This window comes from Thermomonas sp. (assembly GCF_035369645.1).
Lineage (GTDB): Bacteria > Pseudomonadota > Gammaproteobacteria > Xanthomonadales > Xanthomonadaceae > Thermomonas.
In genome coordinates this window covers 1-13,068 of sequence record NZ_DAOOUM010000001.1, presented here as the reverse complement: position 1 = coordinate 13,068, position 13,068 = coordinate 1, and the positions used below count along the sequence as shown (strand labels likewise).

Here is a 13,068-nt window from a genome sequence, read left to right as displayed (position 1 = left end):
GCGCTGCTCACATTTCCACCAGTCCAATCAAGGCAGCCGCGGTGACGGCGAAGGCCAGCAAAATCGAATAAACAAAGCCCAGCACCGTGAACTTCACCAGTGTCATCGGCCAGCCCTGTGCGTACACGCGCTTTTGCATCAACAGCAAATACACCGGCATCCACAGCAGCAAGCCAGCTATCACCCAATCAAATACTGTGTTCAGGCGCGTGCCGTCGGGGGCGAAGGTTTCTGCCGGCACTGCCGCCAGCAGGGTCAGCAACAGCGCCAAACACAAAAATGCGTGGCTGTGCAGGGCCACGATCAGATGCTCCATATACAGCCGGCGCTGCAACAAATAGGTCAGCTTCAACATCAAGGCAAAGACCGGTACCAACACAAACAAGGTTGTGGGAATGACGCTCAACACCGCATCTTTGAACGCGCCCGGGTCGCGTTTAAGGCGCGCCACGTTGTCGCTACCGCGCTTGACTTGATCGTTGATCCATTGGTTGGCGAATGCAGGTAGCCAACCGATCGCAACCGGGTGTTTTTCGGCATCCCAAGGTTGACCATGAATGACGAGGCCCACGTGTGCAGGATCGCTTGCAGGGGCACCTGCCGGGGTGCCTTGCAAGGCCCGAATACGCGCATCGGCAGCCTCTCGAATACGTGCCTCCCCGACTTCGACGCCAACGATCCCGGGAGCTGCTGGCGTTCCCGCCATGTCGCGCTTGGCCTGCGCCATTTGCGCCAATTGCGCGTCGCGAATTTTCTCCACCGCTGCCACCGTGGTGGCCTGCGCAAATGCGTCTTGCGTGCCCGCCATCGCGCCGGTGTTGTCCACCTGCACGGTCAGGCGGGCGATGAAAAACGCCAGCACCGCCAAAAAGAAAAACAACCGAAACGGCGTGACATACCGAATTTGGCGGCCCGCAAAATATTCCAGGGTCAAAAACCCGGGGCGCAAGAACAACGGCTTGAGCGTGCGTACGATGCGCGCATCGAAATCAAACACGCTGTCCAGCAAATCGCCAAATACGCTGCCAATGGGCCGCATCAAGCCTTTGACCGGCTGCCCGCAGGCATGGCAATGGGGGCCTTGCAAGGCCGTCCCACAATTGCGGCAAGGCGCTGGTGTCGCGGGCGGGCTGGGAGTATCGGTCGCGGGGTTCATCTGCATACCGATAAAATGACAGGCCGCGCGCATCCACGCTAGCGCGAACCTGATACTTCCTATGCACACGCCCCCCACACCCGCCCGCTTCCTGCACGAAGTGCGGCGTACCGCACGCTTGGCTGCGCCATTGGCCGCCGGACACTTGGCGTCTGGGCTGGTGAGTTTTGTCGATGCGCTGATCGCCGGTCATCACGGCACCGCCACCTTGGCCGCAATGTCGGTGGGCACCGCCTTGCTGTGGCTGCCCTTACTGGCCCCGATGGGGACCTTGATGGCGTTGCCGCCGGCGGTCTCGCAGTTGGATGGCGGTGGCCGCCGCGCCGAAATTGGACCCTTGTTTCGGCAGGCCTTATGGCTCGCGCTGGCACTGGGGCTGGGCTTGTTTGTGCTGCTTTCGCTCGCCCCGTTACTGCTGCGGCCAATGGGCATCACCGCCGACATCGTGCCCGGCGTCACCGCCTTTTTACATGCGGTGCGTTGGGGTATCCCGGCGTTCACGCTGTATCTGGCGATGCGCTATCTCAGCGATGGCCTGCATTGGTCGATGCCCACCATGCTGGTGGGGTTTGGCGGCTTGGCATTATTGGCTCCGGTGGCCTATGTGCTGACCAATGGCCGCTTGGGTTTGCCTGCGCTGGGGGTGGTTGGCATTGGCGTGGCCACCGCGCTGGTGTTTTGGGCACAGGCGCTGGCGTTTGCGTGGTATCTGGCACGCAGCCCACGCTTTCGTGACCTTGCGCTGTTTTCGCATTGGCAAGGGCCGCGCTGGGCGGCACTGCGGCCCTTGCTGCGCACCGGATTACCGATTGGGGTGATGGTGACCATGGAAGGCGGCCTGTTTGCGGTCACCGCATTGCTGATTGGGCGCTTGGGCGATGTGCCGGTGGCCGCCCACCAAGTGGCACTGAACGTGGCCACGCTGTGCTTCATGCTGCCATTTGGAATTGCCGAGGCCACCACGGTGCGGGTAGGGCATGCACTGGGGCGCAGCGACTTACCCGGCATTCGCAACGCCGCGTTTGCTGGGCTAGTGTTGGCGATGGTCACGCAGACCTGTTCGGCGCTGTTGATGTTGCTGGGCCACAACACCATCGCCGCGCTCTACAGCACCGACCCGGCGGTGATTGCGCTGGGCGGCAGCCTGTTGCTGTATGCCGCGTTGTTTCAGTTTCCCGATGGCGTGCAAGTGGTCTGCGCCGGCGCATTGCGTGGCCTGCAAGACACCCGCGTGCCAATGTGGCTGACCGCGCTGGCGTATTGGGGCATCGGCATGCCGGTGGGTGCCGGGCTGGGCCTGTGGCTGGGTTGGGGGCCCAAAGGCATGTGGCTGGGGCTGAGTGCCGGCCTGCTGGTGGCTGCCATCTTGCTAAGCCGGCGCTTCCTGCGCAGTAGCCAACAATTGCCCACGCGGCATACCCCCATGACCGACGGCGCATGAAGCCTGCGCCATCCTTGGTTAGCATGTCCCCCTGTACAACCGCTTGCGCTCACGTCTTCCCCCGGAGTTTTCAATGAATCAACCGCGCCGTCGCGGCCCCATCGCCAGTCTCGTGGTTGGCCTGTGGAATACCGTCAACTTCACCCGCAGGCTGGTGTTCAACCTGCTGTTCTTGCTCGTGCTGGTCATCCTGCTGATGGCGATGCTGGGCGGCGGCAAACTGACCCCACTGGAGGATCGCACCACTTTGGTGTTTGCACCGGAAGGGCGTCTGGTTGAGCAATACACTTGCGATGCACTCAGCCGCAGCTTGGCCCGTGCCACCAACAGCCGCGATTGCCGCGAGCTGCGCTTGCGCGATGCTCTGCGCGTGCTGGAGGCGGCGCGCACCGACAAGCGTATCGAGCGGCTGGCGGTAAATTTGGATGAGCTGCAACCCTCCGGGTTTGCTTCGCTGCGTGAAGTCGGCGCGGCGTTGGCCGCTGTGCGCACATCCGGCAAACAAGTGGTGGCATTTGGTCAGGGCTTCACGCAGGGGCAATACCAACTGGCAGCGCAAGCCAATGAAATTTACCTCGACCCGATGTCCTCGGCCGGGGTGATGCTGGATGGGCTGGCCTCGTACCGGCAGTTCTTCCATACCGCGCTACAAGACAAGCTGGGCGTGGATGTGCACTTGTTCAAAGTCGGCACCTTCAAATCCGCCGCCGAGCCTTATATTTTGGATGCCGCATCGCCAGCATCCAAGGAAGCCGATCTGTACTGGATGGGCGATATTTGGCAGCGCATGCTGGCCGATATCGGCAAAGCACGCGGCTTGGATCCGGCCACACTGTCCAATTTTGCTAACACCTTGCCAGAGCAAGTCAGCGCCGCCCACGGCGACTTGGCACAACTGGCCTTGCAGCAAAAATTGGTGACCGGACTGAAAACCCGTGAAGACGTTGAAACCCTGCTCACCCAGCGCGGCGTGGCCGACGACAACGCCGATGGTGGCTACCGTCAGGTCAGCTTCGACACCTATCTGCAACACCTGGACCGCAGCTTGCCGCAAACCGATAGCCGCCCGCAGGTGGCGGTGGTGGTGGCCGAAGGTGAAATCGCCGGCGGCAAACTGCCCAACGGCAAAGTGGGCGGCGACTCTACCTCGGCACTGCTGCGCCAAGCCCGCGACAACGACGACGTCAAAGCGGTAGTGCTGCGGGTGAACTCACCCGGCGGTGAAGTGTTTGCATCGGAACAAATCCGTCGCGAAGTAGCCGCCTTGAAGACCGCCGGCAAACCGGTGGTGGTGTCGATGGGCGATGTCGCCGCCTCCGGCGGGTACTGGATCAGCATGAATGCCGACCGCATCTATGCCGACCCGTCCACGATTACCGGCTCAATTGGCATCTTTGGCCTATTCCCCACCCTCGATCGCAGCCTCGACAAAATAGGCGTGCATACCGATGGCGTGGCCACCGCCAAATATGCCGGCGCGTTTGACCTGACCCGCGCACTGGACCCGGGTGTGGCCACCACCGTGCAAGCGGTGATCGAAAAGGGCTATCGCGACTTCACCGGCCGCGTGGCCAATGCGCGCGGCAAGACCGTGGAGCAGATCGACAGCATTGCCCAAGGCCGTGTGTGGAGTGGCGCGCAGGCCAAGGAGCGCGGCTTGGTGGATGCGTTTGGCAGCCTGAAAGATGCCGTGACCGATGCCGCCAACCGCGCCAAGTTGGGCAAGCCGGAGGCATGGCAAACGCGTTATATCGAAGATAGCACCACCCCATTCTCGCAACTGCTGGGCGGTATGTTGCAAAGCCGTGCCGGGCTGGCGCTACTGCAACACAGTGGCAGTGCCGAGTTGCTGCTGGCCCGCCGCGTGCAGGAACAGCCGGTATTCCGCTTCGTGCAGGACGCGCTGGACACACCCGGCCAACAGCGCGTCAAGGCGCTGGCGTATTGCCTGTGCTCGCCGCTGTAAGCATCCTCGCTTTGGGACGTGCGTCGATCAACGGCGCACGTCCAAGCGCTCGCCATTGACCACCGCCTGCACCGCATCCACATCTACATTCAATGCATCGCCCGGAAAGTAATGCTTGAGTGCTCCGGCGGCTTGGCCAAACGCTAAGCTCTCGGTGTCGGACATTCCGCTCAACATCCCATGTAAGACCCCTGCTGCAAACGCATCCCCAGTCCCAATGCGATCCACGATATTGCCAAGCTCAATTGGTGCGCATTGTTGTGTTCCACCATCGCGACTCGCCAACATTGCCCCCAGTTGATGATGATCTGCGCGTGGCTGAGTGCGCACCGTCGCCGCAAGTGTTTTTAAGTGCGGGAACGCCGCGAATGCAGCAGTGGCGGCACCGGCGAAACGCTGCAGCGGATCTGTGCCATCAACGTCCTTCCCCAGAACGAGTGCAATATCACGGTGGTCGGCAAACGCGATGTCAGCCAATGCCATCAAAGCATGCAATATCGACTGTGGTTGCCCATTCCATGCCTCCCACAGCTTGGCTCGGAAGTTGCCATCGAACGATACCCGTACCCGCACAGGGGCTCGCCGATGACACGCATCTGCAGGCCCGAGGTGCCGAAGTCGTCGCATGCTTGGTGGTGCGTCGCTGGCAGCAACTCGATCCAACGTTGGCTTCTGCAGTAATTCGCGATACCCACTGCGAAACACTGCCTTCGTCGTATTCCAGTACTCACCAGCCTTAGCCAAGTCACTGCGTCGCCGCATCCGCCTGCTTGGCCTGCTCCGCCGCCTGCGTTTGCACGGTGTCCGCGGCGGTGTGTGCCGCATCTTTGTAGGCATTGGCCGTTGCCGTAATGGGCGATGCCGGCGCCGCTGCCTTCGGCTCCGGCCGCTGCGCGGGGTCCGGCGGTGGCGGGGCCGAGCACGCGGCGAGTAGGCACAACATCGGCAACAACAGCGAATTCCAACGCATGATGCTTCCTCCAAGCAGGGCTTGGCCTATCCTACGCTGAACCTCATGATGGAGCCGCCCATGCCCTCACCCCGCTGGAGTCTTGATGGCCAACGCGCCCTTGTCACCGGCGCTAGCGCCGGCATTGGCTTGGCCATTTGTCGCGAGCTGCTGGGGTTGGGTGCGCAGGTGTTGATGGTGGCGCGTGACGCCGAATTATTGGAGTCCGCACGCGCCGAACTGGAAGACGAATTCCCCGGCCCTGAAGATGCCGTGTTGGCCCTGCCCGCCGATGTGACGGATGACGAGCAGCGCACGGAAATTCTCGACTGGGCGGCGGACTTGGGCGGTCTGCACATCCTCATCAACAACGCCGGTGGCAACCTCACCCGCCCCGCACTGGACTATGGCGAAGACCAGTGGCGCAACATCTTCGAAACCAATCTGTTCTCCGCGTTTGAACTGTGCCGGCTGGCGCACCCGTTGCTCAGCAAACACGCCGCCTCCGCCATCGTGAATATCGGCAGCGTGTCCGGCATCACCCACGTGCGCAGCGGCGCGCCCTATGGCATGAGCAAAGCCGCACTGCATCAGATGACCCGCAACCTTGCGGTGGAGTGGGCCGAAGACGGCATCCGCGTCAATGCGGTGGCCCCGTGGTACATCCGCACCCGTCGCACCAGCAACAAATTGGCCGATCCGGATTATTTGGATGAAGTTTTGCTGCGCACCCCGATGGGCCGCATCGGCGAACCCGAAGAAGTCGCCAGCGCCGCCGCCTTCCTGTGCCTGCCCGCCGCCAGCTACATCACCGGCGAATGTATTGCCGTCGATGGCGGGTTTTTGCGGTATGGGTTTTAGGGCAGGCACCGTCTCAGTCTGTGCGACAGAGACCCGCTACAAAAGACAAGGGCCGGCTAGGCCGGCCCTCAGATTTGGTGCATCTTTCAGCTTGTTGCCGGAAAGAGCGCAATTCCTGATCTACTTCATGGGAAAAACTAGCAGCGACGCACCGCCGCGTCAACAGGGGGCGAAATGAAATTCAAGAAACGCTATCGCTTGGGCTTGGATATCGGCACCAACTCGATTGGCTGGTGCGTACTTCAATTGAGTGATGATGATCAGCCCATTGGCATTATCCGTGCGGGTTCACGAATTTTTTCCGATGGCAGAAGCCCAAAAACGCTAGCGTCACTGGCAGCGGATCGCCGCGCAGCACGCCAAATGCGCCGCCGTCACGACCGCGTGCTGAAGCGACAAACGCGCTTCATGGATGGCTTGATTCGTTTTGGCTTGATGCCAAATGACGATGACGAAAGACTCGCGTTGTCTGCACTCGACCCGTACGAACTGCGCCACAAAGGTCTGGATGAGCCCCTGACAGCTTTCGAGTTAGGGCGCGCGTTGTATCACCTTGCCAAGCGGCGCGGCTTCAAGAGCAGCCGTAAGTCCAAGGGCGAGAATGAAAACGAGGCCGGCAAGATTGCGACGGCCATCGGCAAGACGCGCGAGCGCATCGCAGCCGCTGGCTGCCGGACGATGGGCGAATACCTCGCCAAACGCCACGAACAACGCGAAACCGTGCGCGCCCGCACGACGGCGGATGGCAAGGAATACCTGCTCTACACGCAGCGTGCGATGGTCGCCGAAGAGTTCGATGCGTTATGGGCCGCACAGGCTCCGCATCATCCGAATGTTTGCACGGAAGCAGCGCGCGCCTTTCTGCGCGACACGCTGCTGTTCCAGCGTCCTTTGCTACCCGTCCAGCCCGGCCGCTGCATTTTTGAGACCGAGGAGTTTCGCGAGCCGTTGTGGTCGCCCTTGCAGCAGCAATTCCGCGTATTGCAGGAACTGAACAACCTGCGCGTCATCGAAGGATTGGAAGAACGCCCGTTGACGCTGGACGAGCGCAACACCCTGCGCGATGCCCTTTATCGCAAGCGGGAAATGACGTTCGCCGCCATCGTTAGGGCGCTCAAGCTGCCGAAAGACACACGCTTCAATCTAGAGTCGGAAAAGCGCAAAGGATTGAAGGGCGATGTGGTTGCATCCCAACTCGGTGTAGAAAATTCGTTGGGAGATGCATGGTTCGCCATGTCGCGGCAGCAACAACGCGACTTAGCCGAATTGATCGACATCATCGACGATACCGAGGAATTGAAGAGCCGTCTGATGGACGGGCCATGGCGCTTCGATGCCGCCATTGCCGCGCAGTTGGCCAAAGCGCGACTGCCGGAAGACTACGGCAGCTTGAGTCGCAAAGCGTTGGAGAAGATCGTTCCGATTCTGGATGCCGACGTCATCACCTACGACAAGGCGGCGCAGAAGGCCGGCTACAACCACTCGGATTTTTATACGGGCGAGATCTTCGAGCGATTGCCGTACTACGGGGAAATCCTGCGCAGCTACACGTCCCCCACGCCGAAGGCGAAAGATCCGAACGAGAGGACGTTCGGCAAATTGGCGAACCCGACTGTACATATCGGCCTGAATCAGTTGCGGCAACTGGTCAACGAGATCATCCGGCGTTGGGGCCATCCGACCGAAATCATCGTGGAGCTTGCGCGCGATTTCGGTTTGTCCGGACAGAAGCGCCGAGACCTCGAAGGCGAGCAGGCCAAGAATCAGGGGCGCAATGAAAAACTGAACCAGCGGTTGAGCGCTTTGGGACAACGCGAAAATCGGGAGAACCGCCAACGCCTGATGCTGTGGGATGAACTGGGCCGCGAAGATGCAAACGACAGGCATTGCATCTACTCCGGCCAGCGCTTCAGCATGAGCCAGTTGTTCGACGGGACGGTAGAAATCGACCATATCTTGCCGTTCTCACGCTCACTGGACGATAGCTTGTCCAACAAGGTGCTTTGTCTTTCGCGCGCCAACCGGGATAAGAAGAATTCGACGCCGTTCGAGGCGTTCGGGCACTCCCCGTCGGGTTACGACTGGAAGGAAATCGAAGAACGCGCCGCCCGGTTGCACAAGAACAAGGCAAAGCGTTTCAAGGAAAACGCCTTGCAGAATTTCCTAGGAGAGAAGGATTTCCTTGATCGGCATCTCACGGATACGGCGTACCTGTCGCGCGTTGCCCGTCAATACCTCACGGCCGTTTGTCCGCCAAACAAGGTCTGGGTGGCGACGGGCCGCCTGACAGCCATGCTGCGGCAGAAGTACGGGCTGAATGAGATTCTCGATCCGGAACACAAGGGCAAGAACCGCGATGACCACCGCCATCACGCCGTGGATGCGGCTGTCATTGCGGTCTGTGACCGCTCGCTCATCCAGCGTATATCCACCGCCGCGAAGAAGGCCGAGGCCGACGGCGAAAATCGATTGCTGAAATCGCTGGACGTACCGTGGGTAGGCTTCCGGGAGGAGCTTGCCGAAGTGGTGCGCAGGATTGTCGTCTCCCACAAGCCCGACCATGGCCGTGAAGCGGGCCTGCACAACGACACCAATTACGGACAGCGCGGAGAACCCAATGCCAGCGGCGCGATGTTGGTATCGGTACGCAAGCCGTTGACTGCATTGACTCCGAAGAACGTGGATGCCGTTGCCGATCCTGCATTACGTGGTGAACTAAAGAAACTTTTGGATGGCCTGTCTGGTCAGGAGCTGAAAGCCGCACTGGATGCCTACACCATACGAACAGGTGTGCGCCGCATTCGTATGGAAGAACGCTTATCCGTCATTCCTATCCAAGACCGCGCAACCAAACAGCCCTACCGATACGTCAAGGGTGACGGCAATTATTGCTACGACATTTACCGTACAGAGAATGGCAAATGGAATGGCGATGTGGTGGATATCTACACCGCCAACCAGCCTGACTTTGATCCGAAGTCCAAGACTGCCTATAGCTCAGGTAAGTCTTTGGTGATGCGGCTGCGGAAGGGCGACATACTTAAACTAGAACATGATGGGCGGTTCAAGCTGATGCGGGTCGCTCTTTTTTCACGTAATGGTGTCGCTTTACATGAGCACAACGAATCTAATGTTGACGCTAGGGATCGAGATCGAGAGAACAGCTTTTCCTATATACGCAAGGGTGCCGATCCACTCCGCAAGCTAGGCGCGAGACTGGTTGGCGTGGACATTCTCGGCTACATCAACGACCCCGGCTTCAAGGAATAGCTGACTGCAATGGCAACGCATCACAGGATGCGCTAGCCTCTTACCCCATGAGACCGTCCACTGCCTTGAGCACGCACCGTGAGGCTATCCGTCGCATCGTGGCGGCGCACCGCGCCACCAATCCGCGAGTGTTTGGCTCTGTGCTTTATGGTGCAGACACCGAAGGCAGCGACCTTGACCTGCTGGTTGACCCACTAGAGGGCACAACACTGTTTGATCTTGGTGGCATCGTTTACGAGCTGGAGCAGCTGCTAGGTGTCCCCATCGACTTGTTGACACCCAAGGCCATCTCCAGGCACTTCCGCGATGACGTGATCGCGCAAGCGCAGCCTGTATGAAGCACCAGGATCGCCGCCTGCTGCACTACTTGCAGGATATTGTGGAAGCGCAAGAGCGCATCGCCGAGTACGTGGACCATTCGGATTTTGACGCATTCCTTGCAAACCGCATGATGCAAGATGCCGTCATTCGCAATTTTGAAGTCATCGGTGAGGCCAGTAAGCACCTGCTACAGCGCTTCAAGGCGTTTGTTGACGCGCACCCGGAATTACCACTTGCAAAGGCCTATGGGCTGCGCAACATCGTCGCACACGGCTATCACGATGTGGACTTTCAGGTGATTTGGGACACCACGCGCCATGATCTGCCTGAGCTTGCACAACAGTTACGAATTTGCCTGCAATCCTTTGCTAGCCCATCACAAGAGCTATGATTGGCCGCATTGTTGAGATTGCAGGGGATTCGCGCTACCTGCACAAGGAGCGCGGGTTTCTGGTGGTCTCGCACAAAAATGCAGAACAAGGCCGTGTCCCACTGGATGACGTGGCCGCACTCATCTGCAATGCGCATGGGTTGGTTTACAGCAACAATCTGCTGGTTGCATTGGCCGAGCGCGGTTGCCCCATCGTGCTGTGCGGGAAAAACCATATGCCCGTGGGCATTGTCTGCGCTGTAGACAGCCACTATCGCCAAGGCGCACGGTTGGATGCACAAGCTGCTGCATCAAGCCCAACCAAAAAGCGGCTGTGGCAAGAATTGGTGCGCAAAAAGTTGAGCATGCAGGCCGCAACACTGGGTGCATTTGGTTTACCTGAGGCCCCCCTGCGTGCACTGATTCCAAAGGTGACATCCGGTGATACGCGCAATATGGAGGGCGTGGGTGCGCGCCGCTATTGGCGCTTACTACTTGGCCCCAACTTTCGCCGGAACCAAGGTGCCGATGGCATCAATGCCCTGCTCAATTACGGCTATACCGTGTTGCGGGCAACCGTAGCGCGGCATTTGCTTGCCACAGGGCTGCATCCGGGTATGCCATTGCATCACGCCAATGATGCCAATGCCTTGCGGTTAGTAGACGATTTGATGGAACCATTTCGGCCCTTCGTGGATGCGCAGGTGCGGCAATTGGCTGATCTAGGCCGTTATGACGTAGATGCGCCCAACAAGCGGGAGCTGTCCTTGATGATGGCCCGTGGTATTCAGACAGAAGATGGACTTAGCCCGATTTCCGTGGCCATTGAACACTTGTGCACGTCATTGGCGCATGTGTTCGAAAAGAAGCGCAAACACCTCAATCTGCCTTATGATCGGGCCGAGAGCGTGTCTGCTTGGTTGGGAAACAAGGCCTTGTGCAAGACCCCATGGAGTAGTGATGGCGAGGACGAAACGCTACCGTCCATTGCCGAGGAAGACTGAAGGCCACAAGTCGCCTAACCAACCCTTGAGTGGGTATCGGCTAATGTGGGTATTGGTCATGTTTGACCTACCGGTGGATACGCAAGAGGCCGTCAAGGCAGCCAACGACTTTCGCCATGACCTGCTGGATCTTGGGTTTGAACGCTGCCAATATTCAGTGTACTTGCGCTTCGTAGAGGGGCGCGATCAAGCCGACACCACAACACGGCGTGTGCAAGCGGTATTGCCGAATGGAGGTAAGGTGTATGTGCTCTATTTCACGGACAAGCAATACGCCGGTATCGTCCGTTTTGAGAACAAAAAACGGCGTGAAAAACTTACCAATCCAGAGCAGTTTCAGCTTTTCTGACGTGTTAACGTCAAAATTTCTCGCAAATAGAAAACAAAAAGCCACTGAAATCAGTGGCTTATGTTGCTAACGAGGTTAGCAGATCAGGAATTGCGCTCTAGCCGGAACGGCCGCGTAGTCGTCGTCGGCACCGGTCGAAGGTTAGCAGATCAGGAATTGCGCTCTAGCCGGAACTGTAACCCTTGAGCTTGAGCAGCCGCGCGTAGGTTAGCAGATCAGGAATTGCGCTCTAGCCGGAACGGCCACGGCCGCGTGCTGGCCGCGGCGCGCAGGTTAGCAGATCAGGAATTGCGCTCTAGCCGGAACCCTGCTTCCCGACGGCAATTCGCCCTACCTAGGTTAGCAGATCAGGAATTGCGCTCTAGCCGGAACCGAGCAGAGTATCAGCACGCAGATGGAGGCAGGTTAGCAGATCAGGAATTGCGCTCTAGCCGGAACTGGATGACATTGCCTTTCACTACGGCAAGCAGGTTAGCAGATCAGGAATTGCGCTCTAGCCGGAACTCGGCAGCGTTTGGCCATTGGCCGCGCAGGAGGTTAGCAGATCAGGAATTGCGCTCTAGCCGGAACATGGGGTACGGTTGGGCCAGCGTTGCCACGAGGTTAGCAGATCAGGAATTGCGCTCTAGCCGGAACGTACACATGGGCCTGTGTCACGTCGCTCAGAGGTTAGCAGATCAGGAATTGCGCTCTAGCCGGAACTAGCGGCACATGCGGGTGATGCCGGTGCGCAGGTTAGCAGATCAGGAATTGCGCTCTAGCCGGAACTAGCGCCGCAGCGACTGCCATGCCGGCATAAGGTTAGCAGATCAGGAATTGCGCTCTAGCCGGAACTCTAGACACGATATGACAATCATGGGATGCAGGTTAGCAGATCAGGAATTGCGCTCTAGCCGGAACTTCGCCGAGTTCGCCCTCGGGGTCGGCCCCAGGTTAGCAGATCAGGAATTGCGCTCTAGCCGGAACGTATTCAAAGCTCAGGCCGGGGGTGAAGGTAGGTTAGCAGATCAGGAATTGCGCTCTAGCCGGAACCGATCCATATTACCACGGCGTTCAAGATGAAGGTTAGCAGATCAGGAATTGCGCTCTAGCCGGAACTTGAAGGGTAATCTCCTGATCGAGAATGTAAGGTTAGCAGATCAGGAATTGCGCTCTAGCCGGAACTGACGGATTACAAAGCAAGCGAAGTGATGGAGGTTAGCAGATCAGGAATTGCGCTCTAGCCGGAACCCAGCCGGGAATTTGCCGCACTGGGCGGCTAGGTTAGCAGATCAGGAATTGCGCTCTAGCCGGAACCGCGGCGCGGTGTTCCCGGCCATCGCCGCGAGGTTAGCAGATCAGGAATTGCGCTCTAGCCGGAACCGCGGCGCGGTGTTCCCGG

The 13,068-nt window shown here is 59.1% G+C and carries 11 protein-coding genes and 1 CRISPR repeat array; of the genes, 8 read left to right on the top strand and 3 right to left on the bottom strand.

Going from position 1 to position 13,068, the window contains the following annotated elements; genetic code table 11:
- Positions 1-7: 7 nt before the first annotated feature.
- The gene (locus PK789_RS00055) at positions 8-1,087 is read right to left on the bottom strand and encodes a DUF3667 domain-containing protein (RefSeq protein ID WP_324305991.1); all 1,080 of its coding nucleotides are present in this window, start codon (positions 1,085-1,087) and stop codon (positions 8-10) included.
- A gap of 130 nt (positions 1,088-1,217) precedes the next feature.
- On the opposite strand from PK789_RS00055, the gene PK789_RS00050 reads away from it, so the two are divergent.
- Positions 1,218-2,597 carry an MATE family efflux transporter gene (locus tag PK789_RS00050; RefSeq protein ID WP_324305989.1) on the top strand — a complete coding sequence of 460 codons (1,380 nt, stop codon included), beginning with the start codon at positions 1,218-1,220 and terminating at the stop codon, positions 2,595-2,597.
- Positions 2,598-2,670: 73 nt separating this feature from the next.
- Positions 2,671-4,563, top strand: coding sequence for a signal peptide peptidase SppA (sppA, locus tag PK789_RS00045; protein ID WP_324305987.1), 1,893 nt, complete (start codon positions 2,671-2,673; stop codon positions 4,561-4,563).
- Positions 4,564-4,590: 27 nt separating this feature from the next.
- Here sppA and PK789_RS00040 read toward each other — a convergent pair whose 3' ends face one another.
- Positions 4,591-5,190 carry a PfkB family carbohydrate kinase gene (locus tag PK789_RS00040; protein ID WP_324306155.1) on the bottom strand — a complete coding sequence of 200 codons (600 nt, stop codon included), beginning with the start codon at positions 5,188-5,190 and terminating at the stop codon, positions 4,591-4,593.
- 118 nt (positions 5,191-5,308) lie between these two features.
- Positions 5,309-5,533 (bottom strand): hypothetical protein, encoded by a 225-nt coding sequence (locus PK789_RS00035; protein WP_324305985.1) that lies wholly within the window; start codon positions 5,531-5,533, stop codon positions 5,309-5,311.
- 60 nt (positions 5,534-5,593) lie between these two features.
- Between PK789_RS00035 and PK789_RS00030 the strand changes: the two genes are divergently transcribed.
- From PK789_RS00030 to cas2, 6 genes are all read left to right on the top strand, one after another.
- Complete coding sequence (locus tag PK789_RS00030; RefSeq protein ID WP_324305983.1) at positions 5,594-6,373, top strand: SDR family oxidoreductase; 780 nt, start codon at positions 5,594-5,596, stop codon at positions 6,371-6,373.
- A gap of 174 nt (positions 6,374-6,547) precedes the next feature.
- Positions 6,548-9,643, top strand: coding sequence for a type II CRISPR RNA-guided endonuclease Cas9 (cas9, locus tag PK789_RS00025; protein WP_324305981.1), 3,096 nt, complete (start codon positions 6,548-6,550; stop codon positions 9,641-9,643).
- Positions 9,644-9,690: 47 nt separating this feature from the next.
- Complete coding sequence (locus tag PK789_RS00020) at positions 9,691-9,981, top strand: nucleotidyltransferase family protein (RefSeq protein WP_324305980.1); 291 nt, start codon at positions 9,691-9,693, stop codon at positions 9,979-9,981.
- A complete protein-coding gene (locus PK789_RS00015; protein ID WP_324305978.1) occupies positions 9,978-10,355 on the top strand; it encodes a HepT-like ribonuclease domain-containing protein in 378 nt (125 codons plus the stop codon). Before PK789_RS00020 ends, PK789_RS00015 begins: the two co-directional genes overlap by 4 nt.
- Positions 10,352-11,338, top strand: coding sequence for a type II CRISPR-associated endonuclease Cas1 (gene cas1, locus PK789_RS00010; protein WP_324305976.1), 987 nt, complete (start codon positions 10,352-10,354; stop codon positions 11,336-11,338). The genes PK789_RS00015 and cas1 overlap by 4 nt, the downstream gene beginning before the upstream one ends.
- Positions 11,226-11,687 (top strand): CRISPR-associated endonuclease Cas2, encoded by a 462-nt coding sequence (cas2, locus tag PK789_RS00005; protein ID WP_324305974.1) that lies wholly within the window; start codon positions 11,226-11,228, stop codon positions 11,685-11,687. Before cas1 ends, cas2 begins: the two co-directional genes overlap by 113 nt.
- Positions 11,688-11,759: 72 nt before the next feature.
- Positions 11,760-13,049: a CRISPR direct-repeat array (repeat unit 36 nt; unit sequence AGGTTAGCAGATCAGGAATTGCGCTCTAGCCGGAAC).
- Between the last annotated feature and the right edge of the window lie 19 nt (positions 13,050-13,068).

What these genes read in the sequence shown, in the direction of transcription:
- cas2 (WP_324305974.1), top strand. Translation starts at nt 11,226, where the DNA reads ATGATCGGGCCGAGAGCGTGTCTGCTTGGTTGGGAAACAAGGCCTTGT.
- PK789_RS00035 (WP_324305985.1), bottom strand. Translation starts at nt 5,533, where the DNA reads ATGCGTTGGAATTCGCTGTTGTTGCCGATGTTGTGCCTACTCGCCGCG.
- PK789_RS00020 (WP_324305980.1), top strand. Translation starts at nt 9,691, where the DNA reads ATGAGACCGTCCACTGCCTTGAGCACGCACCGTGAGGCTATCCGTCGC.
- cas1 (WP_324305976.1), top strand. Translation starts at nt 10,352, where the DNA reads ATGATTGGCCGCATTGTTGAGATTGCAGGGGATTCGCGCTACCTGCAC.
- PK789_RS00030 (WP_324305983.1), top strand. Translation starts at nt 5,594, where the DNA reads ATGCCCTCACCCCGCTGGAGTCTTGATGGCCAACGCGCCCTTGTCACC.
- PK789_RS00040 (WP_324306155.1), bottom strand. Translation starts at nt 5,190, where the DNA reads ATGCGACGACTTCGGCACCTCGGGCCTGCAGATGCGTGTCATCGGCGA.
- cas9 (WP_324305981.1), top strand. Translation starts at nt 6,548, where the DNA reads ATGAAATTCAAGAAACGCTATCGCTTGGGCTTGGATATCGGCACCAAC.
- sppA (WP_324305987.1), top strand. Translation starts at nt 2,671, where the DNA reads ATGAATCAACCGCGCCGTCGCGGCCCCATCGCCAGTCTCGTGGTTGGC.
- PK789_RS00015 (WP_324305978.1), top strand. Translation starts at nt 9,978, where the DNA reads ATGAAGCACCAGGATCGCCGCCTGCTGCACTACTTGCAGGATATTGTG.
- PK789_RS00050 (WP_324305989.1), top strand. Translation starts at nt 1,218, where the DNA reads ATGCACACGCCCCCCACACCCGCCCGCTTCCTGCACGAAGTGCGGCGT.